Raw genomic sequence first — 22,061 nt, 5'->3', positions numbered from 1 at the left:
TACACTTAAACCGATGCGTTCAGCCCAAAAAAGCGGCGGGCAGTGAGCACATCGTTAGCAATTTGTTCTTTCAGCGCGTCAAACGAGGCAAAACGCTGCTCGTTACGCAGTTTGTCACGCAGCACCACTTCAATATGGCGCCCGTACAGGTCCATCGATACGTCCAGCAGGTGCACTTCCAGCTGCTGACGTAGCCCGCCTATCGTGGGACGCGTGCCGATATTGGCCACGCCGGGAAGCGGTTTATCCCCCAGCCCCAGCACTTCAACGGCATACACCCCTTTCACCGGGGAGACCGTGCGCTTAAGCGGCAGATTAGCGGTAGGAAAACCGATGGTGCGGCCCAGCGCATCGCCATGCACGACACGGCCTGAAATGCTGAAGGGACGCCCCAGCAGGACGTTAGCCAGTGCCAGATTGTCATCTGACAGCGCCTGGCGAATTGCAGTACTGCTGATGCGCTTACCATCATCGCAAAAGGTCTGGGTACTGATGACATCAAAGCCATACTCGACGCCAGCCTTCTGTAATAACAGGAAATCACCCTGGCGACCAGCGCCAAAGCGGAAATCATCTCCGACGGCCAGGAACTTTACATCCAACTTATCGACCAGCAGGTCGGTGACAAAACTTTGTGCCGTATGGGCAGCAAAGCGGCGGTCAAAGCGCACGCACAGCACGGCATCAACGCCCGCCTGCTGGAGGTAGCGCACTTTCTCGCGCAGGCGCGTCAGGCGTGCCGGGGCTTTATCCGCTGCAAACAGCTCCAGCGGTTGAGGTTCAAACAGCATTACCATTACCGGCAAGTTGCGCTGACGCCCCTCTTCGCACAGTTGTGCCAGCAGCGCCTGATGGCCGCGATGTACGCCATCGAAGTTGCCGATGGTCAGTACGCAGCCGCGATGCTGCTCTCTAAGGTTATGTATGCCGCGGATAAACTTCATGGCTGGCTCAAATTTGTGGAAATCGGCGGATTATACCTTGTACAGCCAGGAAGGTTAACCCGCGATTCATCACTTTCATGCTATACCCGCGCCATTTCGTTCTGTATGGTGCTGATCCTGAGCGTATTGATATTTTTCTTGTGATTGAGCTGTATTCGCCATGCCGAAGCTGATAGAATCTTGCGCCATCGAAACGTAACCAAGTGCCATTGTTTCATCGGCGCTTATTTGCACAAATCCATTGACAACCGAAGGCGAAAAGGGCATATTCCTCGGCCTTTGAATTGTCCTCATAGAACTATTTGGGAGTTGGACCTTGGCTAATATCAAATCAGCTAAGAAACGCGCTGTAACGTCTGAGAAGCGTCGTAAGCACAACGCTAGCCGTCGTTCAATGCTGCGTACTTTTATCAAGAAAGTTTACGCGGCAATCGCTACTGGCGATAAAGCAGCTGCGCAGAACGCATTTAACGATATGCAACCAATTGTGGACCGTCAGGCAGCTAAAGGCCTGATCCACAAGAACAAAGCTGCACGCCATAAAGCTAACCTGGCTGCACAGATCAGCAAACTGGCTTAATGTCAGCGTGTTAATCGAGCTTTGATAAAGAAACCGGCCTGGCCGGTTTTTTTATGCCCAAAATTTGGCAAACCGCTCAGGAATCCCAAATCGCGCCATAGGCCGCCACCCTGCGCGCCTCACAGCCCCCGACAACATAGTCCGTCAGCTTACGATTAGCGATGCAGATCACCGCCTCCGCCCCGCTCTCTTCTACCTTCTGTAACGCCAACTGCAGCAAATCATGTTTACCGTGTGCATCGGTATCCCAGATCAGCACGTCGGGCTGAAGGCGAATGATTTCATCCACAAAACTGTCGCCGTAGGTCAGACGCGGATTACGCGTCGACCAGATTAAGCGCCGGGGTTTGCCTGGCGCCATCAGATGCGGCAGCAGCGGGCCAATGCCGCTGCCGGTGGCAACGTACACCACTGAGTGAAAAATTTTTCCTACGCTGCCCACGCCCGGCGTCGGCAAACCTTTAAACCACACGTGATCCGGCGGCGAGTCGATAAAGCGCCCGGTCCAGTCACCGGCGCGCGAGATCAGCATGCGGCAGCCCGACCCGCTGCCGAGGGGAATGTTGGCAAAGGCGTGCCACTCATCCAGCGGCGCCCGACTAATCGCAAATGACGAGCCGGGGAAAGGATCCCGCGGCAGCGAGAAAGTGACGATGGCCGCGTGCGATGAAGGGCGCTCAACCTGCACCGCAACTTTACGCAGGCGCAGCCAGGGCAGGATGATGCTGGCGGTGATGGTCAGCAGTGCCCAGAATGCGGGTGTTTCAATCAACGCCTGCCATGACCACTGCCCGCCGTGGCAGTCGCGAATAAAGCAGGTTACCTGTAGCCATGACAGCAGCAGGGCCAGCCAGCCAACGTAGCGGTGGGCATGCTCAAACAGATTATGGTAGCGCGCACGCACAGCCGGCAGCGCCAGAATCACAATGGTCAGCAGCAGCGCGGCCAGCATCGCCGTGACCGTCAGCAGCATCAGGGAAGCATTGGGCAGCGCGTGGCAGTGATGGTAATAGACCGCCGCGCTGAAAACCATCAGCCACAGGCAGGCAAACAGTGCACAGCCGGAGTGCAGACCGCCAAAATGATACACTTTCGCCAGCTGCCTGCGTACTGATAAGGGCCAGTGCAGCGGGGTATGCCAGACCAGACGAAATAAAAAGTTGATGATATATTGCTGACGAATAAGCACCGCCACCGTCAGATTAATAATAACCATGTTGCCGATTTCAATCAGATGAATGCCTTTTTCTGACCACCAGTGCCCACCCGTTAATCCATAGCTGAACAGACTGAGGTTCACCAGCGCGACCAGCAGGAACAAATACTGATAGTGGCTGAGCACTAGCCGACGACTTTTGTGGCTGGCCAGCGCGGGAATGGGGAGCAGCGCCGCGCTGCCCGCTTCTGGCAGCGTATTGTTGGTCTCTTCCAAGGCGACTCTCCCGAACGCATCCCTCGGCAGAAACAGCGTTCCGCCGGGAATGTCATTCAAATATAGTGAAAAATAAACCTGAGCAGGTTCAGTTAACTTCACGTAACAGAGTATTCAAGGATGATAGCGCGGTAAATAGCCGGGATTAATTTGAGAATTTCGCTATTATTTACCCGCAGAAAAGTCGCCTGATTCCAGTAATTAATGGCAGTGAAATAAAAGAGCAGGCTTATTATTAGCGAAGGAGTGATTGCCGCCTGAATATTAATCGGGCTGGGTAAAAAGCTGAGAAAAATCTTTATTGCAAATACGCTGCACCGCCGGATGCTGGATCATCCGCTCGGCAAAAATAACATGGTACTCTTCCATTACCGTATCAAGCCGCCCCAGTTCAACAATTCCCTCGTGCTGAAAACTCTCCTGCCCGTACAGCGTTGGCGCAACAAAGATCGCCCGGTTCGCCGCGCCAAAGGCTTTCATCAGGGCGGCATCGTCAAACTCGCCAAGGATATCCACCTCCAGCCCCTGCGTTTGAAACCAGTTGAGCAGCTTGCGGCCGAGCATTGAACGCCGCCCGGGGATCAGCAGCTTGCGCGTGCTGAGGCAGTGCGGAAATGCCGTTTCCGGCAGCGGCGCGTGGCACCAGAAGCTGACGCTGCACTCGCCGAGTTTTACCGAGAACAGCCCTTCCTGCTGCGAGGAGTCGACCGGGCAGTCGGAGAGGATCATATCCAGCTTATGCTGGCTGAGCTGCTCCAGCAGCAGTTCATGGGTCGATTCAAAACAGCGCAGATGGATCGGCTCTTCCGCCACCACCGCCGTTTCCAGCACTTTACTCACCAGCCGCTTGGAGAGCGCATCCGCCACGCCCACGTCGAACAGCAGGTTAGCCTCCTTGCGGTAGTTGACGATATCCAGCATCTCATGGCTAAGCGTAAACATGCGGTCAGCATAGCGAAACACCAGCTGGCCCAGCTCCGACGGCACCAGCCCCCGCCCCTGGCGCTTGAACAGCTTACCCTGCAGGCGCTCTTCCAGCGTTTTTAGCTGGCCGGTGACGGTCTGCGAAGTGAGGTTGAGAACCTCCGCCGCGCCCGCCACCGAGCCGGTTTTACACACCTGCCAGAAATAGTAGAGGTGGTTGTAGTTCATCTGCGCCATAGCTGGGCCAAACCGTTAAGCGTGCTTCTGCGGGGCTGGGCGCAGTTTGAAGTACAGCAGCACATAGCCCAGTACCGCCGACAGCACCGACCCGCTAAGAATGCCCAGCTTGGCCAGCGTCACCATCTCTTCATGTGCGGCGTCAAACGCCAGCGAGGCGATAAAGATCGACATGGTAAAGCCAATCCCACACAGCACACCCACCGCGGCAATATCCACCATCTTGGTATTTTCCGGCAGCGCCGCAATTTTTAACTTCACCGACAGCCAGCAAATCAGCGTGATCCCCAGCGGCTTACCGACCAGCAGACCAAGGATAATCCCCAGCGGTACCATCGAGAACAGGCCGTCAATGGAGACGCCAGTCAGTGAAACACCGGCATTAGCAAAGGCGAACAGCGGCAGGATCAGCCAGCTGACCCACGGGTGCAGGCCGTGTTCCAGCTCGATAGAAGGTGAATGCCCATCCTGCTTTTTCAGCGGGATTAACAGCCCGACAATCACACCGGCCAGCGTAGCGTGCACACCCGACTTCAGCACCGCCACCCACAGCACCATGCCGACCAGCAGATACACCGAAGTTTTCCGCACGCCGCACAGGTTGAGTATCACCAGCACCGCGATCGACGCCGCCGCGACGCCGAGTGAGACCAGCGATAAATCGTGGGTATAGAAGAAGGCGATAATCACAATGGCGCCAAGGTCATCGATCACCGCCAGCGCCATCAGGAACATTTTCAGCGCCGGAGGTACGCGGCTGCCCAGCAGGGCGAGGATACCCAGCGCGAAAGCGATATCCGTCGCGGCCGGGATTGCCCAACCGTGGATCGCCAGCTCATCGCTGTGGTTCAGCGCCGCATAAATCAACCCTGGGGCTACCATGCCGCCCAGGGCGGCAATCAGCGGGAACATCGCTTTCTCACGCCCTTTCAGCGAGCCCATCAACAGCTCGCGCTTCACTTCCAGACCGATCATCAGGAAGAACAGCGCCATCAGGGCATCGTTGATCCACAGCAGCAGGTCTTTATTGATGTCCAGCGCGCCGAAGCGGAACTGCACCGGCATGGCCAGAATGGCCTGGTAAGCCTGCTGCGTGCTGGCGTTATTGGCGAGAAACATCGCCACTGCCGCAGCAACGATCAGCACCACGCCGCCGGTGGCGTCATTTTTTAACAGTTTTTTGAGAAAGAGATTCATTACAGACTCCGCTGAATATCCAGATGTTGTCAATCAGATAGCGGATAGCATACGCCGTTAAACCGCTCGAAAAAAACAGTTTATACAGCGCGAAAGGTTCGGTATTTACGAGGATTAAGGGATAAGGGCCGATCTTTTTATATCGATCGGCCCTGAGGCTGGCAGATTAGCGGGTTAAATCGTCGAAGAATTTCTTCACGCCGTCGAAGAAACTTTTAGAACGCGGGCTGTTATGTTCGCCGGAAGGACCGCCAAAGCTCTCTTCCAGTTCACGCAGCAGCGCTTTCTGTTTCTCGTTCAGGCTGACCGGGGTTTCGACCACCACGCGGCACAGCAGGTCACCCTGAGCACCACCGCGCACCGATTTCACACCTTTACCACGCATGCGGAACAGCTTGCCGGTCTGCGTTTCCGCAGGCACCTTCAGCTTGACGCGGCCATCAAGGGTCGGCACTTCAATTTCACCGCCCAGTGCGGCCATCACAAAGTTGATTGGCACTTCGCAATACAGGTTGTTCTCTTCTCGCTCGAAGATGTTGTGCTTACGCACCTGCACCTGAACGTAGAGATCGCCCGCTGGCGCACCCTGCTCACCCGCTTCGCCTTCGCCGGTCAGGCGGATGCGGTCGCCGGTATCCACACCGGCCGGGATTTTTACCGACAGGGTTTTCGACTTCTCAACCCGGCCATGACCGTGGCAGGCGTTGCACGGATCTTTAATCACCGAACCGCGGCCGTGACAGGTTGGACACGCCTGCTGCACGGTAAAGAAGCCCTGGCGCATCTGTACCTGGCCTGCCCCGTGACAGGTCTGGCAGGTTTGCGGTTTCGTCCCCGCTTTCGCGCCGCTACCGTGGCAAACGTCACACTCTTCCAGGGTTGGAATGCGGATCTCTTTGGTCACGCCGCGTACCGCTTCTTCCAGCGACAGCTCCATGTTGTAGCGTAAATCAGCACCGCGAGCGGCGCGCTGCTGACGGCGGCCTCCGCCAAAGATATCGCCGAATACGTCGCCAAAGATATCGCTGAAGTCAGCACCACCGCCGCCGCCAAAGCCGCCGCCGTAGCCACCGCCGCCACCACCCTGTTCAAAGGCTGCATGGCCGTACTGATCGTAAGCCGCACGTTTCTGCGCATCGGTCAGAATTTCGTAGGCTTCTTTTACCTCTTTAAACTGCTCTTCGGCACCTTCGCCCTGGTTGCGGTCAGGGTGGAATTTCATTGCCAGGCGTTTGTAAGCCTTTTTGATCTCACGCTCATCCGCAGATTTGGATACGCCTAAAACCTCGTAATAGTCTCTTTTCGCCATTGTTGTTGTTCCTGCCCTTAACATGCGTGCACGGGCGTAGGATTTCTCCAACGCCCGTGCTGGTTATCACCGGTGGCAATGACTGCCACCGTGCCCGCTCAAGGGCGATTATTTTTTGTTGTCTTTCACTTCTTCGAATTCAGCGTCGACAACATCATCGTCTTTCTTCGCACCGTCGGTGGCATCAGCTGCGCCGCCAGCGGCCTGCTGCTGCTGGGCGAACTCCATCAGCTTGCCGGACACTTCCATCAGAGCCTGCATTTTGGCTTCGATTTCCGCTTTGTCCTCGCCTTTCAGCGCGGTGTTCAGCTCAGCCAGTGCGGCTTCGATTGGCGCTTTGTCGTCTGCTGGCAGTTTGTCGCCCGCTTCGTCCAGCTGCTTACGCGTGCTGTGCGAGACCTGGTCACCCTGGTTACGGGTCTGTACCAGCTCTTCGAACTTACGGTCAGACTCAGCGTTAGCTTCGGCATCACGCACCATTTTTTCGATCTCTTCGTCATTCAGACCGGAAGAGGCTTTGATGGTGATCTTCTGCTCTTTACCGCTATTTTTGTCTTTTGCAGACACGTGCAGAATACCGTCAGCATCGATGTCGAAGGTCACTTCGATCTGTGGCATACCGCGCGGCGCCGCCTGAATACCGTCGAGGTTGAACTGGCCCAGCGATTTGTTATCCGCTGCACGCTTACGCTCACCCTGCACCACGTGAATGGTTACCGCAGACTGGTTGTCTTCAGCGGTAGAGAACACCTGGCTGTGCTTGGTTGGGATGGTGGTGTTCTTAGCGATCAGTGAAGTCATCACGCCGCCCATGGTTTCGATACCCAGCGACAGCGGGGTAACGTCCAGCAGCAGAACGTCTTTCACTTCACCGGCCAGCACGCCGCCCTGAACCGCAGCACCTACAGCAACCGCTTCGTCCGGGTTAACGTCTTTACGTGGCTCTTTACCAAAGAACTCAGCAACCTTCGCCTGCACCATTGGCATACGCGTCTGACCACCGACCAGGATCACGTCGTTGATGTCAGAAACCGACAGGCCAGCATCCTGCAGAGCCACTTTCAGCGGCTCGATAGAGCGTGCAACCAGGTCTTCTACCAGTGATTCCAGCTTCGCACGGGTCACTTTGATGTTCAGGTGCTTAGGACCTGTTGCATCAGCGGTGATGTACGGCAGGTTCACGTCGGTCTGCTGTGCAGAAGAGAGCTCAATTTTCGCTTTCTCTGCGGCTTCTTTCAGACGCTGCATTGCCAGCGGATCGTTGTGCAGATCGATGCCCTGATCTTTCTTAAATTCAGCCACCAGATAGTTGATCATACGGCTGTCGAAGTCTTCACCACCCAGGTGGGTATCACCGTTGGTTGCCAGAACTTCGAAGGTTTTTTCGCCGTCAACTTCGTCGATTTCGATAATAGAGATATCGAAAGTACCACCACCCAGGTCATATACCGCGATAGTGCGGTTGCCCTGACCTTTATCCAGACCGTAGGCCAGTGCCGCAGCGGTTGGTTCGTTGATGATACGTTTTACTTCCAGACCGGCGATACGACCGGCATCTTTCGTTGCCTGACGCTGCGCATCGTTGAAGTAAGCCGGTACAGTGATAACCGCTTCAGTCACTGGCTCGCCCAGGTAATCTTCCGCCGTTTTCTTCATTTTCTTCAGCACTTCAGCAGAGATCTGCGGAGGTGCAACACGCTGGCCTTTCACGTCAAGCCATGCGTCGCCATTATCAGCGCCGACGATTTTGAACGGCATGATTTTAATATCACGCTGTACTTCTTCGTCCTGGAAGCGACGGCCAATCAGGCGCTTAATCGCAAACAGGGTATTCTGCGGGTTAGTCACCGCCTGACGTTTAGCAGGCTGACCGACCAGTGTTTCACCATCCTGAGTGTAAGCGATGATCGATGGCGTAGTGCGATCGCCTTCTGCATTCTCCAGTACACGCGCTTTGCCGCCATCCATGATAGCTACACAAGAGTTAGTTGTGCCCAGGTCAATACCAATAATCTTACCCATTGAAACGTCTCCCACTTAAATTCATGTCAAATCAGGTTATGAACCAATAAATGCGGGCATTTTTTACAGTTTCAACTGCTCGCCCTGCGCTTTTTTTCCAGGTCCGTAGCCTCGGATGCCAAATAAGATGGGGCCGCGCAGCGCGGCATCAAGGGGGGAAGGTAAAAAAATTTTCACTTTGCCGCAAAAAAGTGGGCCAGCTGAAGCTGACCCACTTTTTGACGCGATTGGGAGAGTTACTGAATACTGACCTGTTTTAACAGCGATTGTCTGCCGGCATCGCGCTGCAGCCAGCAGCCGACCAGCACGCCAATCACCGCCAGCAGCAGAACGTAGTATGCCGGGGCCATTGGCGTCAGCTTCATCACCAGCGTCAGCGCGATCGGCGTCAGGCCGCCAAAAATGGCGTAGGCGATATTGTAAGAGAAGGAGATGCCGGTAAACCGTACCTCTGCCGGAAAGGCGCGCACCATCACAAAGGGCACCACGCCCACCACGCCAACGCACAGCCCGGCCAGCGCATAGGCGCTAAACAGATAAGCCGGTGCCGTGGCCGCGACGTGGAAAAAGGTATAGCTGGTCGCGGCCATCAGCACACTGCCGACAATCAGCGTTACGCCGGCCCCAATGCGATCGACCAGCGCCCCGGCAATGATGCAGCCAAAGATCAGCATCACGGTGGCAACGCTGTTGGCCTGCAGCGTCAGCGCCGCGGGCAGGCCGTGCAGTTTCTGCAGCAGCGCGGGGGCCATCAGCAATACCACCACAATACAGGCCGACAGTAGCCACGTGAGCAGCATCGAGACCACCACGCCATGCGTGTGGCGCAGCACCACCGTTTTCAACGGCAGCTCGCTCGACAGCGCTTTGCGCTGCTGCATCCGGGTAAACACCGGCGTTTCATGCAGCCAGCGGCGCAGATACATCGCCAGCAGTCCAAACCCGCCGCCCAGCAGGAATGGGATGCGCCAGCCGGTATCATGGATGCTTTGCTGGCTCATGGTCGTGGTAATCAGCGTTGCCACCAGCGAACCCAGTAAGATGCCGAAGGTCAGCCCGGCGGTCAGCGTGCCGCAGGCGAAGCCGATGCGTTTTTCCGGCACGTGTTCGGCAACGAACACCCAGGCGCCCGGCACTTCTCCGCCTATCGCCGCCCCCTGCAATACGCGCAGCAGCAGCAGTAACAGCGGTGCAGTAATGCCAATAGCGTCATAAGTCGGCAGCAGGCCCATGGCCAGCGTCGGCAGGGCCATCAGTAAAATGCTCAGGCTGAACATCTTCTTGCGCCCTTTACTGTCGCCAAAATGCGCCATGATAAGCCCGCCCAGCGGGCGCGCCAGATAACCGGCGGCAAAGATGCCAAAGGTTTGCAGCTGGCGCAGCCACTCGGGAATATCCGCGGGGAAGAACAGCTCGCCGATGACCGCAGCGAAGAAGACGAAGATGATAAAGTCGTAGAACTCCAGCGCGCCACCAAGGGCAGCCAGCGCCAGAGTTTTGTAATCCTGTCGGTTAAGACGGCGTGCGTGATCGGTCTGCATATGTTGTCAGAATGGCCCAGAGTCAGAAGAAAACAGTATCGTTGCCGCTGTAAAGCTGAGCTTACTATACCGTCAATTTTCTGCCACAGCAGCGAGCACTGGATCTTATGCCTGAAAAAATGAATTTTTAGCTATTTGTCTCGCGTCGGGCGCTTTTCGGGCGAAATGCTGCTACCACCTGCGGGTCCGTCTCGATATACGGCCCTTCCAGCAGCTGGATGCAGTAAGGCACGCTGGCAAAGATTCCGTGGACAAGGCTATTACTCTGCTCATCTTTCAATCCTTCCAGCGTCTCTGTAATTGACTTCGGCTGGCCCGGCAGGTTGATGACCAGCGACTGCTTGCGGATCACGCCAACCTGACGCGACAGGATGGCCGTCGGGACAAAGTTCAGGCTAATCTGGCGCATCTGCTCGCCAAAGCCCGGCATCTCACGGTCGGCAATCGCCAGCGTCGCGTCCGGCGTCACATCGCGCCGCGCCGGGCCGGTGCCGCCGGTGGTGAGCACCAGATGACAGAACAGCTCATCGACCAGTTCACAGATCGCCTGCTCAATCATCGGCTGCTCATCGGGCACCAGACGTTTTTCAATTTCAAACGATGTGGTCAGCGCCTTCCCCAGCCACGCTTCCAGCGCCGGTAAGCCCTGATCCTGATAGATGCCATTAGCGGCACGATCGGAAACGGAGATCAGGCCAATGCGTAGTGTATTCATAGGTTTTTGCCGTGAGATAAAGGGAGATTGAAGCAAGGATAAACCATAGCAAAGCAGGATGTATAGCGAGGGGAGAGAGATTAGAATTCAGGAATAGCCAAAACAATGGGAACTGTAGCAAGGCGGCAAATGCGCTCACCCCGCTACAGTTTAAGACTGCGGGCTATTACAGCAGGTCAGCAATCATCTTATCGAGCTTGCCCTGGTCGATGGCAAAGTTACGGATGCCTTCAGCCAGTTTCTGGACCGCCATTGGGTCCTGGTTGTGCTGCCACAGGAACTCGGACTCTGTCATTTTAGCCGGGCGCGCTTTCACTTCGCCCTGGTAAGAGAGCTTACGCTCCAGAGTGCCTTCGGTTTCAGACAGCTCTTTCAGCAGGCCCGGAGAGATGGTCAGGCGGTCGCAGCCGGCCAGTTCGATGATTTCGCCCACGTTACGGAAGCTGGCGCCCATCACCACGGTCTCGTAACCGTGCTGCTTGTAGTATTCGTAGATTTCAGTCACGGAAATCACGCCTGGATCTTCGTTAGGTGCGTACTCTTTCTTATCGGTGTTCGCCTTGTACCAGTCGAGGATACGGCCAACAAACGGGGAGATCAGGAACACGCCAGCTTCAGCACAAGCACGCGCCTGGGCGAAGGAGAACAGCAGCGTCAGGTTACAGTTGATGCCCTCTTTTTCCAGCTGCTCAGCGGCACGGATGCCCTGCCAGGTGGAAGCCAGCTTGATCAGGATGCGGTCATTGCTGATGCCGGCATCGTTATACAGTTTGATCAGGCTATGCGCTTTAGCGATGCTGCCTTCGGTGTCGTAAGAGAGGCGCGCATCAACTTCGGTAGAGATACGGCCAGGGACCAGCTTGAGGATTTCCAGACCGATGTTCACAGCCAGCTTGTCGGCAGCGTAGGAGATCTGCTCTTCTTTGTCACTGGTCTGCTCACGCGCCCAGCTCACCGCTTCGTCGATCAGCTTACGGTATTCCGGGATCTGTGCAGCGCTGAGGATCAGAGAAGGGTTAGTGGTGGCATCCTGAGGTTTGTAGAGTTTCATCGCCGCAATGTCGCCGGTATCAGCAACAACGGTAGTGAGTTGACGCAGGGAAGATAATTTGTCCGTCATAGTTGTCATTCTCATCAAAGTTGATTTGTCAGGGTGTTGAAAATGTCTGTCCCGGATGATAGCACGCGCACCCCGCCATGCAAGCAGTGCCGTTCCCCGTAACACAGCAGGAGAATGCCAGCGCACAAAATCACATTTTTCCCTGCATGCTCTGCGGGCAACAACGGCCAGATTCGGTGATAAACCTTCACCAATAGCAGCGATTCGTCACGCGAAGGCGCTTTTTTGCTAACATAGCTGCACACTGTTATCCGAAATCAGAGCGACTAAAAATTTTAAAAGGACGCGCGCATGTTGATGGTAATTTCTCCGGCCAAAACGCTGGATTTTGAAAGTCCGCTGGCGACCAAACGCTACACTCAGCCCGCGCTGCTGGATGAGTCACAAAAGCTGATTAACGTCGCCCGTAAGCTCTCCCCTGCCGATATCAGTTCGCTGATGCATATCAGCGATAAACTGGCCGTACTGAATGCCGAGCGCTTCAACGACTGGCAGCCGGATTTCACCCCGGACAACGCCCGCCAGGCGATCCTCGCGTTTAAAGGCGATGTCTATACCGGCCTGCAGGCCGAAACCTTCAGCGAGAAGCAGTTCGATTTTGCCCAGCAGCATCTGCGCATGCTCTCCGGCTTATACGGCCTGCTGCGCCCGCTCGACCTGATGATGCCGTACCGCCTGGAAATGGGGATTAAACTGGCGAATCCGGTCGGTAAGGACCTCTACAGCTTCTGGGGCGACAAGCTTACTGAAGCGCTAAACGCTGCGCTGGCGGAACAGGGCGATAACGTGCTGATTAATCTTGCCTCGGATGAGTATTTCAAAGCGGTGAAGCCGAAACTGCTGAACGGCGAGATTATCAAACCGGTATTTTTAGATGAGAAGAACGGCAAATTTAAGGTGATCAGCTTCTACGCCAAGAAAGCGCGTGGCCTGATGAGCCGCTATATCATTGAGAATAAACTGAGTAAACCGGCACAGCTGAAGACGTTCGATGTCGATGGCTACTTCTTTGATGCGGATGCCAGCAAGGGCAACGAGCTGGTGTTTAAACGTCACGAAGCCGTTTGAGCGCAGGGGCGCCCCTGCGGGTTCCCCAGAAATGACTGCTATCGCTAAACGTCTGTTAACCGGTCTGAGCTCATCCCCCCGTTAGCATCGTGCTGGCTGCGGGTTTTAAACCGCTACGCTGAAGCTTTGGGTGCCAGGAGGGAGGGCTGACCACAATAAGGGCCAGCCCCTGTGCATCAGGTTACTTTTTCAGTAAAAAAGCACGCAGATCGGCAAAGTCCGCTTTCATATTATGCGACAGCAGTTCCATGTCGGCGCGTTCGGCCAGGGCTTCCGGCAGCGGCAGCTGCTGCTCAAGGATTGCTTCCACGCTCTCCTTAAACTTCGCCGGATGCGCGGTGCCGAGGAACAGACCGAACTCCCCTTCCTGCAGCTGATCGCGCAGCAGGCGGTAAGCGATCGCCGCGTGTGGCTCAGACAGGTAACCGATATCCGCCAGCTCGCGCATGGTGGCTTTGGTTGTCTCATCACTGACGGCACCGTAGCCAAGATCCTGCAAGCGCCAGGTTTTGCGGCGGAAAATCTCTTCCACGCGCGGCCAGTTGTTTGGCTGCGACACATCCATCGCGTTCGACAGCGTGGCAACCGTCACGTTTGGCGTCCACTCACCCTTTTCCAGGAAGCGCGGCACGGTATCGTTGGCATTGGTGGCGGCGATAAAGCGCTTCACCGGCAGGCCGAGCGATTTCGCCAGCAGGCCCGCGGTCAGGTCGCCGAAGTTACCGCTTGGCACTGAGATGACCAGCTGATTACGCTTCTCCTGCGGCAGCTGTGCGACCGCCTCGAAGTAGTAGCAGATCTGCGCCAGCAGGCGGCTGATGTTGATCGAATTCGCCGAGTTCAGGCCAATGGCTTTTTTCAGCGCTTCATCGTCAAACGCCTGTTTCACCAGGGCCTGGCAGGCATCAAAATCGCCGTCGATGGCAATCGTTTCAATATTGCCACCGAGGGTGCAGAACAGCTTCTCCTGCAGCGGGCTGATTTTGCCCTGCGGGTAGAGGATCACCACGCGCACGTTATCCATGCCGTAGAAGGCATGGGCAACCGCTGCACCGGTGTCGCCGGAGGTGGCGGTCAGAATGGTGATCTGCTCATCGGCATCGCTAACGTAGGCGAGCATCTGCGCCATAAAGCGGCCGCCGAAGTCTTTAAATGCCAGCGTCGGGCCGTGGAACAGCTCCAGCGCCGAGATATCCTCAGTCACTTTCACCACCGGAGCCGGGAAGGTAAACGCCGTTTTCAGGCGCTCGTTCAGCTGGTGCGGGGCAATTTCATCGCCGATAAAAGCCGAGAGAATTTTGCTGCTGCGGGTCACGAAATCCATCTCGAGCATCTCATCGATGTCGGTCAGTTCGAACTCAGGCAGCTCCAGTGGAAAGAACAGGCCCTGCTGTGTGCCCAGCCCCTGCTTCACCGCTTGTGCGAAGCTCACCTGCTCGTTGTGATCCTTAAGATTGTACAGTTTCATGCGTTATCCCAGTTTACGTGCGCCTGCCGTGTCTAAACGGCAAATATGGACGAAGCCTTCATCATTTTGCAGATAGTGCTGACGCAGCCACTCTGCCATGCGTTGTGCGGTATCCGGCTGGTTGCACACGGCAAACAGCGTCGGGCCGGAGCCGGAAATACCGCAGGCCAGCGCACCGATATCGGCGGCGGCCTGGCGAGCTTGTGCGAAGCCCGGTAACAATTTGGTGCGGTACGGTTCGGCAATCACATCCTGCATCAGCTTCGCGGCCAGCAACGGCTGCTGCGTATGGCAGGCGTGGATAAAACCGCCGAGATAGCGACCGTGGCGAATAATCTCCTCTTTGCGATACTGCGCAGGCAGGATCGCACGGGCTTCGGCGGTAGAAACCTTAATCCCCGGATAGGCCATTACCCACAGCCAGTCACTAAAGCCTGGCACCTGCTGGCTGATGATGCCGTTCTCTTCCAGCATCAGCTGCATGCCGCCGAGGAAGCAAGGCGCCACGTTATCATAGTGAACGCTGCCGGAAATACGCCCTTCTAACTCGCCCATCAGCGCCAGCAGCTCCGTGTCGTTCAGCGGTTTGCCGCAGTGTTCGTTCATCGCCATCAGGCCCGCCACTACCGAGCAGGCGCTGGAGCCAAGGCCGGAACCAATCGGCATGTTTTTTTCCAGCGTCATCTTCACCGGTACGCGCTTGCCGATCGCCTCACAGAAGCGGTCCCAGCACTGATAGACAATATTCTCTTTGGGGTCGGCAGGCAGTTTGCTGACAAAGCTGCCTTCATTGTGCAGGCTGAACTCGCTGGCCGCTTCCACGGTCACGGAGTCCCCCAGCAGGGTGCCATCAACCGGCGACACCGCAGCCCCGAGCACGTCAAAACCAACGCTGACATTGCCAATTGAGGCAGGGGCATGAATTTTAACCATGATTAAACTCCCAACTTCCACGACAGAGTACGTAACAGATCGGCAAACACCCCTGCCGCGGTCACATCATTACCGGCGCCATAACCGCGCAGCACCAGTGGGATTGGCTGATAATAGCGGCTGTAGAAGGCCAGCGCGTTTTCACCGTTTTTCACTTTATACAGCGGATCGTTGCCGTCAACCGCATCGATCTTCACTTTACAGATGCCGCCCTCTTCAATGGCACCGACAAAGCGCAGCACTTTACCCGCATCGCGGGCGCTGGCGACTTTTGCCGCCATGCTGTCATCCAGCTCCGGCAGGCGCGCCATAAACGCTTCCACATCGGCAATCGCGGTCAGTTCTGGCGGCAGCAGCGCTTCAATCTCAATGTCGCTCAGCTCCAGCTGATGCCCCGCTTCGCGGGCGAGGATCAGCAGCTTACGCGCCACGTCGAGGCCGGAGAGATCTTCCCGCGGATCCGGCTCGGTAAAGCCCATCTCACGCGCCATTTTCGTCGCGTCAGAGAGCGATACGCCCTCATCCAGCTTGCCGAAAATAAACGACAGCGAGCCAGAAAGAATACCCGAGAAGCTGATCAGCTCATCGCCGGCATTCAGCAGATTTTGCAGGTTCTCAATCACCGGCAGACCGGCACCGACGTTGGTGTCATAAAGGAACTTACGGCGCGATTTTGCCGCCGCCGCACGCATCTGCTGATAGTAATTCCAGCTTGAGGTGTTGGCCTTTTTATTCGGCGTCACCACGTGGAAACCGTCGGCGAGAAAATCAGCGTACTGGTCGGCGACCTGCTGGCTGGAGGTACAGTCGACAATCACCGGATTCAGCAGGTGATACTCTTTCACCAGACGATTCAGACGGCCCAGATCAAACGGCTCCTTCGCCGCCTTCAGCTGTTCCTGCCAGTTCTCCAGCGGAATGCCGTGCACGTTGGTCAGCAGCGCGCGTGAATTGGCGATACCGCAGACGCGCAGGTCAATATGCTTGTTCTTCAGCCAGCTCTGCTGACGATGTAGCTGGTCGATTAGCGCAGCACCCACGCCACCCACGCCGATAACGAACACTTCAATCACCTGATCGGTAGCAAACAGCATCTGATGCACCACGCGCACGCCAGTGGTTGCTTCGTCATTATTCACCACCACCGAAATGGAGCGCTCGGAGGAGCCCTGTGCAATCGCCACAATATTGATGTTGGCGCGCGCCAGCGCGGAGAAGAACTTGGCAGAGATGCCGCGCAGCGTGCGCATGCCGTCACCCACCACCGATATCACCGCCAGATGCTCCATCACGTCCAGCGGCTCCAGCAGGCCATCTTTCAGCTCCAGATAGAACTCATCTTCCAGCACGCGGCGCGCACGCGCCAGCTCGCTCTGCGACACGCAGAAGCTGATGCTGTATTCGGACGACGACTGGGTGATCAGCACCACCGAGATCCCGCTGCGCGACATTGCCGCAAACACGCGTGCCGCCATGCCGACCATGCCCTTCATTCCCGGGCCAGAAACGTTGAACATCGCCATATTATTCAGGTTGGTGATGCCTTTCACCGGGTTATCTTCATCACTACCGTCGCCGCCGATCAGCGTGCCGGGGGCCTGTGGGTTGGCGGTATTTTTGATCAGGCAGGGGATTTGAAACTGGGCAATAGGTGAGATAGTGCGCGGGTGCAGCACTTTGGCGCCGAAGTAGGAGAGCTCCATCGCCTCCTGATAAGACATTGATTTTAACAGACGGGCGTCCGGTACCTGGCGCGGATCGCAGGTATACACGCCGTCAACGTCGGTCCAGATCTCACAGCAGTCCGCACGCAGGCAGGCAGCCAGCACGGCGGCTGAGTAGTCAGAACCGTTACGGCCCAGCACCACCAGCTCACCGCGTTCGTTACCGGCCGTAAAGCCCGCCATCAGCACCATATTGCTGGCCGGGATCAGGCGTGCGGCGATGCGGCGGGTGGATTCGGCAATATCAACGGTGGATTCCAGATAGTGGCCGACGGCCAGCAGCTGCTCAACCGGGTTAATCACGCTGACGCCATAACCGCGCGCCTGCAGCAACCCTTCCATGATGGCGATAGAGAGCTTTTCACCGCGACAGATGATGGCGGCATTGACACTGTCCGGGCACTGACCCAGCAGCGCGATACCGTGCAGCACCTGCTTAAGCTGGGCAAACTCCTGGTCGACTACCGCTTTCAGCTTGTCGCCGTTAAAGCCAGGCTGGGCTTCAGCCAGCCCCTGCAGCAGTTCGGCAAAAATGCGCTCGGCATCAGTGATGTTCGGCGTGGCGTCCTGGCCGCTGATGGTTTTCTCAATCATTGCCACCAGGTGATTGGTAATCTTCGCTGGCGCGGACAATACGGTAGCGACCTGTCCCTGCTTTGCATTGCTTTCCAGAATGTCAGCCACACGCAGAAAACGTTCCGCATTGGCTACCGAGGTTCCACCGAATTTCAGCACTCGCATGTTCAAGCTCTCCTGAATTTTTGCCGAAAAAAAAGCCCGCACTGGTTAGGTGCGGGCTTTTTTTTGATTTTTCCTGTATGCGTCAGCCCGCACCGTTACCTGTGGTAATGGTGGTGGTAATAATGATTGTGGCAATCAGGCTGTGTTTACGCATTTTGGATTTATTCTGTCTGTAAAATCTGTCGGCCTTCAGAAGTAAAGCAAACGGTCGGCCAAGTCAATTTTTTTATCAAACGGCACTTTTCGTGCCGCGATGCCCGCTCAGCCTTTTTCGCTTCGTCGCCGATCTGTTCTGTTACGCAGAGAAAAAAAGGCAGTAAAACGCGCTAATTTTTTACTTTTTGCCAGCGTTTTTATCTATAAGTTTTTTTTCTACGTCATGCAGCAGTCGGTGCAGCATAGCGGTATCGCGCTGCTGCAGCAGGCCCAGTCGCTGCTGCATCCAGTCCGCCAGCTTTTCGTCTGCGGCCACGTCCAGCTGATGCAGCAGATTCTCAGCACGCTGGCGCAGTGCATCCAGCTGTGGCACTTCTGCCGCAGCGGCCGTTTGCGCACTCACCTGGCGCAGCGCGGAGAGCTGATAGCAGTAAACCATCACCGCCTGGCCCAGATTCAGTGACGGGTAGTCAGACGCCATCGGGATGCCGGTCAGCAGGTCAACCTGTGCCAGCTCCTCGTTGGTCAGCCCGCTGTCCTCGCGGCCAAACACCAGCGCGGCGCTTTTGACCCACTGCTGCTTCTCTTCCAGTACTGTCTGTACCTGCTGCGGCGTCGCGTAATAGCGGAACTTCGCCCGTGCGCGGGCGGTCGTCGCAATGCTGAAATCGATATCCGCCAGCGCCGCGCTTAGCGATCCCCACTGGGTGGCATTTTCCAGAATCTCGCCCGCGCCGTGGGCCACCCGTTTTGCTGCCGGGTCGAGATGCGCCTGACTATCGACGATGCGTAATTCGCTAAACCCCATGGTTTTCATGGCACGGGCGGCAGCACCCACATTTTCAGCACGCGCAGGGGCAACCAGGATCAGAGGAAAACGCATAGATATCCCAATATAGAAAAATGACGGCGCCTACTTTGCCATGCCCGCCCTTAAAAATCCAAACGGCATTAATTAACAGTAAAGCAACGCTATTTCCCGCCGATTTAAATTCGTTGGATGCAGTGTTATACTCATTCTTTATTGATTAACTTATAAAATTGGTTTTTTCACAGACAAAAACATTATCTATCAATCAATTAACATTTGTTAAAAACAACGTAAACCTGCTGTTAACTATTCACGCTAAAAGGTGACCTTCTCTACGGGTTTGTGAGCTAAGCTGGCAATCTGGGAAGAGTTTTTCACAAAAGTGTTAACGTGCTACAATTGGTTTGATATAAGTCAACTAAGCGTTGTTTTGTTGCGTAATGGTTGTTGCCTTTGCTGTTATGTTGCTGTTAATGCAGTTAGGATATACACCGTTTTGAGCACTGCCGGGGCATGCAGGATTCATCCTAATGGCTGCGCTACATATGTTGTTGACGGTAATGGATGGTGTATCAAGAACATAATTCTGTACTGCTGTTGTTATGCTTCTGGCTCTGAACACTGGGTTTTGCCAGCGCCAACAGCGGTATGCCCTGTTTCGATATTGTTGGCAATTTTAGGTAGCGAACACATGCAGACCCCGCACATACTTATCGTTGAAGACGAATTAGTCACTCGTAATACGCTCAAAAGTATTTTTGAAGCCGAAGGCTACATGGTTTATGAAGCTACAGACGGCGCTGAAATGCACCAGATCCTGACTGAAAACGACGTCAATCTGGTGATTATGGACATCAACCTGCCGGGTAAAAATGGCCTGTTGCTGGCGCGTGAGCTGCGCGAGCAGGCCAATGTTGCCCTGATGTTCCTCACCGGTCGCGATAATGAGGTGGACAAGATCCTCGGCCTTGAAATCGGTGCAGATGATTACATCACCAAACCGTTCAATCCGCGTGAATTAACCATTCGCGCACGCAACCTGCTGTCACGCACCATGAACCTGGCGGCAGTGAGTGAAGAACGTAAGCTGGTTGAAGCCTACCGCTTTAACGGCTGGGAGCTGGATATTAACAGCCGTTCACTGGTCAGCCCACAGGGCGAGCAGTACAAGCTGCCGCGTAGCGAATTCCGCGCCATGCTGCACTTCTGCGAAAACCCTGGCAAGATCCAGACCCGTGCCGATCTGCTGAAGAAAATGACCGGCCGCGAGCTGAAACCGCACGACCGTACCGTCGACGTGACGATTCGCCGCATCCGTAAGCATTTCGAATCGACTCCGGACACCCCGGAAATCATCGCCACCATCCACGGCGAAGGTTACCGCTTCTGCGGCGATTTGCAGGATTAATTGCAGGGGCCACCTGTAAATTGACATTCTGCCGTAGGGGTCGACCTTCTTTTCCGGTCGACCCGTATCAAAGGTCCGGTCGACCTGTATCAAAGGTCCGCTCGACCCGCGTCAATCCCGTCAGGTACGTTATTTATTTCCCCACGGTATAATCGGTACCGCGCTAAGTGCATTCTTAGGTGAACCGTCGACAACCTTGTCTGAATAGCTCAGGTAGACCAGCGCGTTGCGCTTCCGATCGTAAAAACGCACAACTTGCAGCTTCTTGAAAATAAGCGATGTCCGCTGACGGAATACCACCTCCCCTTCCGCTTTGCCTTTGGCAATCTTATCGCTGATCTCTACTGGGCCAACCTGCTGACAGGAGATGGCGGCATCAGAGGTATCCTCAGCCAAACCCAGCCCCCCTTTGATTCCGCCGGTTTTTGCCCGGCTGATATAGCAGGTCACATTTTTCACATCAGGGTCATCAAAGGCTTCGACCACTATTTTATGATCGGGACCGAATATCTTAAAAACGGTGTCCACAGAACCCACCTGTTCAGCCTGTGCGGCCCAGGATGTGGCTATCACTGACGCGGCTACTAACACTTTTTTAATTGTCATCACGTTACCATTTCAAAGAAAATAGATGCCATTGTAAGTTAACTTAAACGCAAACGCCTACCTATAACTATTTCTTGATTTGTCGTTAACCTGCAGTGATTAAGCGGATTCTTACCGCTAAAATTCAACACCTTGCTTTGCAATTAATGCTAATATTCGTCGGCTTTGCTTATCTGCACCAACACTGAGTAATATGAGGACGATTTATGGACCAAGCCGGTATCATTCGAGATTTGCTTGTCTGGCTGGAGAGCCACCTGGACCAACCGTTATCGCTGGATAACGTGGCGGCGAAGGCAGGATATTCAAAATGGCATCTGCAAAGAATGTTTAAGGACGTCACCGGTCATGCGATTGGCGCTTATATTCGCGCCCGCCGCCTGTCAAAAGCGGCAGTGGCACTACGCCTGACCAGCCGGCCAATTCTGGACATCGCTTTACAGTATCGTTTTGATTCCCAGCAGACCTTCACCCGGGCCTTCAAGAAACAGTTTACCCAGACCCCTGCCTGGTATCGCCGGATATCAGACTGGAATGCCTATGGCCTGCGGCCTCCTATTCGCCTTGGCGATAGCAAACTGCCTGAACCTACGTGGGTCAGTTTGCCGGAAACCGAGCTGATAGGGCAAACCCAAAGCTACACCTGCACTCTGGAACAGATTTCTCGCTTTCGCGATGAGATGCGCCTGCATTTCTGGCGCCAGTTCCTGACTGAGACCGATACGGTTCCGCCGGTGCTGTATGGCCTGCACCAGTCGCGACCGAGTGCGGAAAAAGATGATGAGCAGGAGATCCTGTATACCACCGCCGTGACGTCCGATCAGATGTCCAGCCAGCTTCATGCCACTCAGCGGGTGATGTTGGAAGGCGGGGATTACGTACAGTTTACCTATGAAGGGCCGCGTAGCGGTCTTCAGGAGTTTGTCCTGCAAATCTACGGAACCTGTATGCCGACACTGAAACTGACACGTCGCCACGGTCAGGATATTGAGCGTTTCTACACCCACGGCGGTAAGAAGCGCGCTGAACCTCCGGTCGATATTCGCTGTGAATATCTGATCCCGATCCGTCACAATCAGGATTAAGCAGACAGATGTCAAAAGGGCCGCTCACTGCGGCCCTGTT

The 22,061-nt window shown here is 55.4% G+C and carries 20 protein-coding genes and 1 other annotated feature; of the genes, 4 read left to right on the top strand and 16 right to left on the bottom strand.

Annotated elements, in window-relative coordinates:
- Positions 1 to 5: 5 nt before the first annotated feature.
- Both ribF and J2Y91_RS11815 read right to left on the bottom strand, forming a co-directional pair.
- Positions 6 to 944, bottom strand: a complete 939-nt coding sequence (gene ribF, locus J2Y91_RS11820) for a bifunctional riboflavin kinase/FAD synthetase (RefSeq protein ID WP_048914794.1) — start codon at positions 942 to 944, stop codon at positions 6 to 8.
- A gap of 75 nt (positions 945 to 1,019) precedes the next feature.
- Entirely contained in the window at positions 1,020 to 1,211 is a 192-nt protein-coding gene (locus tag J2Y91_RS11815; protein WP_099753893.1) for a hypothetical protein, read from the bottom strand.
- Positions 1,212 to 1,260: 49 nt separating this feature from the next.
- On the opposite strand from J2Y91_RS11815, the gene rpsT reads away from it, so the two are divergent.
- The gene (gene rpsT, locus J2Y91_RS11810) at positions 1,261 to 1,524 is read left to right on the top strand and encodes a 30S ribosomal protein S20 (RefSeq protein WP_048914793.1); all 264 of its coding nucleotides are present in this window, start codon (positions 1,261 to 1,263) and stop codon (positions 1,522 to 1,524) included.
- Between the two features lie 76 nt (positions 1,525 to 1,600).
- Here rpsT and J2Y91_RS11805 read toward each other — a convergent pair whose 3' ends face one another.
- The 8 genes from J2Y91_RS11805 to tal form a co-directional block, all read right to left on the bottom strand.
- Positions 1,601 to 2,956 (bottom strand): ferredoxin reductase domain-containing protein, encoded by a 1,356-nt coding sequence (locus J2Y91_RS11805; RefSeq protein WP_208864894.1) that lies wholly within the window; start codon positions 2,954 to 2,956, stop codon positions 1,601 to 1,603.
- A 264-nt stretch (positions 2,957 to 3,220) separates the two neighbouring features.
- Positions 3,221 to 4,117: a transcriptional activator NhaR gene (gene nhaR / locus J2Y91_RS11800; protein ID WP_133624573.1), complete on the bottom strand. Its 897-nt coding sequence runs from the start codon at positions 4,115 to 4,117 to the stop codon at positions 3,221 to 3,223.
- Positions 4,118 to 4,132: 15 nt separating this feature from the next.
- Positions 4,133 to 5,314 (bottom strand): Na+/H+ antiporter NhaA, encoded by a 1,182-nt coding sequence (gene nhaA, locus J2Y91_RS11795; protein WP_133624575.1) that lies wholly within the window; start codon positions 5,312 to 5,314, stop codon positions 4,133 to 4,135.
- Positions 5,315 to 5,480: 166 nt separating this feature from the next.
- Positions 5,481 to 6,623, bottom strand: coding sequence for a molecular chaperone DnaJ (dnaJ, locus tag J2Y91_RS11790; protein ID WP_133624577.1), 1,143 nt, complete (start codon positions 6,621 to 6,623; stop codon positions 5,481 to 5,483).
- A gap of 108 nt (positions 6,624 to 6,731) precedes the next feature.
- Complete coding sequence (gene dnaK, locus J2Y91_RS11785) at positions 6,732 to 8,645, bottom strand: molecular chaperone DnaK (protein ID WP_048914789.1); 1,914 nt, start codon at positions 8,643 to 8,645, stop codon at positions 6,732 to 6,734.
- Between the two features lie 236 nt (positions 8,646 to 8,881).
- Complete coding sequence (locus tag J2Y91_RS11780; RefSeq protein ID WP_099753894.1) at positions 8,882 to 10,186, bottom strand: MFS transporter; 1,305 nt, start codon at positions 10,184 to 10,186, stop codon at positions 8,882 to 8,884.
- Positions 10,187 to 10,313: 127 nt separating this feature from the next.
- The gene (gene mog / locus J2Y91_RS11775) at positions 10,314 to 10,901 is read right to left on the bottom strand and encodes a molybdopterin adenylyltransferase (protein WP_133624579.1); all 588 of its coding nucleotides are present in this window, start codon (positions 10,899 to 10,901) and stop codon (positions 10,314 to 10,316) included.
- Positions 10,902 to 11,067: 166 nt separating this feature from the next.
- Positions 11,068 to 12,021 (bottom strand): transaldolase, encoded by a 954-nt coding sequence (gene tal, locus J2Y91_RS11770; RefSeq protein ID WP_133624581.1) that lies wholly within the window; start codon positions 12,019 to 12,021, stop codon positions 11,068 to 11,070.
- 291 nt (positions 12,022 to 12,312) lie between these two features.
- Between tal and yaaA the strand changes: the two genes are divergently transcribed.
- Complete coding sequence (gene yaaA, locus J2Y91_RS11765) at positions 12,313 to 13,089, top strand: peroxide stress protein YaaA (RefSeq protein ID WP_099753895.1); 777 nt, start codon at positions 12,313 to 12,315, stop codon at positions 13,087 to 13,089.
- A gap of 181 nt (positions 13,090 to 13,270) precedes the next feature.
- Here the strand turns inward: yaaA and thrC are convergent, their stop codons facing one another.
- The 5 genes from thrC to J2Y91_RS11745 all read right to left on the bottom strand — a co-directional run bounded on the left by thrC (position 13,271) and on the right by J2Y91_RS11745 (position 18,994).
- Positions 13,271 to 14,557, bottom strand: a complete 1,287-nt coding sequence (gene thrC / locus J2Y91_RS11760; RefSeq protein WP_048914784.1) for a threonine synthase — start codon at positions 14,555 to 14,557, stop codon at positions 13,271 to 13,273.
- A gap of 3 nt (positions 14,558 to 14,560) precedes the next feature.
- The gene (gene thrB, locus J2Y91_RS11755; protein ID WP_133624583.1) at positions 14,561 to 15,490 is read right to left on the bottom strand and encodes a homoserine kinase; all 930 of its coding nucleotides are present in this window, start codon (positions 15,488 to 15,490) and stop codon (positions 14,561 to 14,563) included.
- 2 nt (positions 15,491 to 15,492) lie between these two features.
- Positions 15,493 to 17,955, bottom strand: coding sequence for a bifunctional aspartate kinase/homoserine dehydrogenase I (gene thrA, locus J2Y91_RS11750; protein ID WP_048914782.1), 2,463 nt, complete (start codon positions 17,953 to 17,955; stop codon positions 15,493 to 15,495).
- 25 nt (positions 17,956 to 17,980) lie between these two features.
- Positions 17,981 to 18,102 (bottom strand) — a sequence feature (Thr leader region).
- The gene (gene thrL, locus J2Y91_RS23055) at positions 18,038 to 18,109 is read right to left on the bottom strand and encodes a thr operon leader peptide (protein ID WP_133625123.1); all 72 of its coding nucleotides are present in this window, start codon (positions 18,107 to 18,109) and stop codon (positions 18,038 to 18,040) included. It overlaps the preceding feature by 65 nt.
- Before the next feature lie 180 nt (positions 18,110 to 18,289).
- On the bottom strand, positions 18,290 to 18,994 hold the full coding sequence (locus tag J2Y91_RS11745) for a tRNA/rRNA methyltransferase (protein ID WP_133624585.1): 705 nt from the start codon (positions 18,992 to 18,994) through the stop codon (positions 18,290 to 18,292).
- Between the two features lie 619 nt (positions 18,995 to 19,613).
- On the opposite strand from J2Y91_RS11745, the gene arcA reads away from it, so the two are divergent.
- Positions 19,614 to 20,330, top strand: coding sequence for a two-component system response regulator ArcA (arcA, locus tag J2Y91_RS11740; protein WP_048914780.1), 717 nt, complete (start codon positions 19,614 to 19,616; stop codon positions 20,328 to 20,330).
- A 129-nt stretch (positions 20,331 to 20,459) separates the two neighbouring features.
- Here arcA and creA read toward each other — a convergent pair whose 3' ends face one another.
- Positions 20,460 to 20,936: a protein CreA gene (gene creA / locus J2Y91_RS11735; protein WP_133624587.1), complete on the bottom strand. Its 477-nt coding sequence runs from the start codon at positions 20,934 to 20,936 to the stop codon at positions 20,460 to 20,462.
- Between the two features lie 206 nt (positions 20,937 to 21,142).
- Here creA and robA point away from each other — a divergent pair, with 206 nt between their 5' ends.
- The gene (gene robA / locus J2Y91_RS11730; protein ID WP_048914778.1) at positions 21,143 to 22,021 is read left to right on the top strand and encodes an MDR efflux pump AcrAB transcriptional activator RobA; all 879 of its coding nucleotides are present in this window, start codon (positions 21,143 to 21,145) and stop codon (positions 22,019 to 22,021) included.
- The last annotated feature ends 40 nt before the right edge of the window (positions 22,022 to 22,061 follow it).

Origin of the sequence: Erwinia aphidicola (assembly GCF_024169515.1) — a bacterium.
GTDB classification, from domain to species: domain Bacteria; phylum Pseudomonadota; class Gammaproteobacteria; order Enterobacterales; family Enterobacteriaceae; genus Erwinia; species Erwinia aphidicola.
Note: the sequence above shows the minus strand (reverse complement) of the source record. Positions and strands in the feature narration are given on the sequence as shown.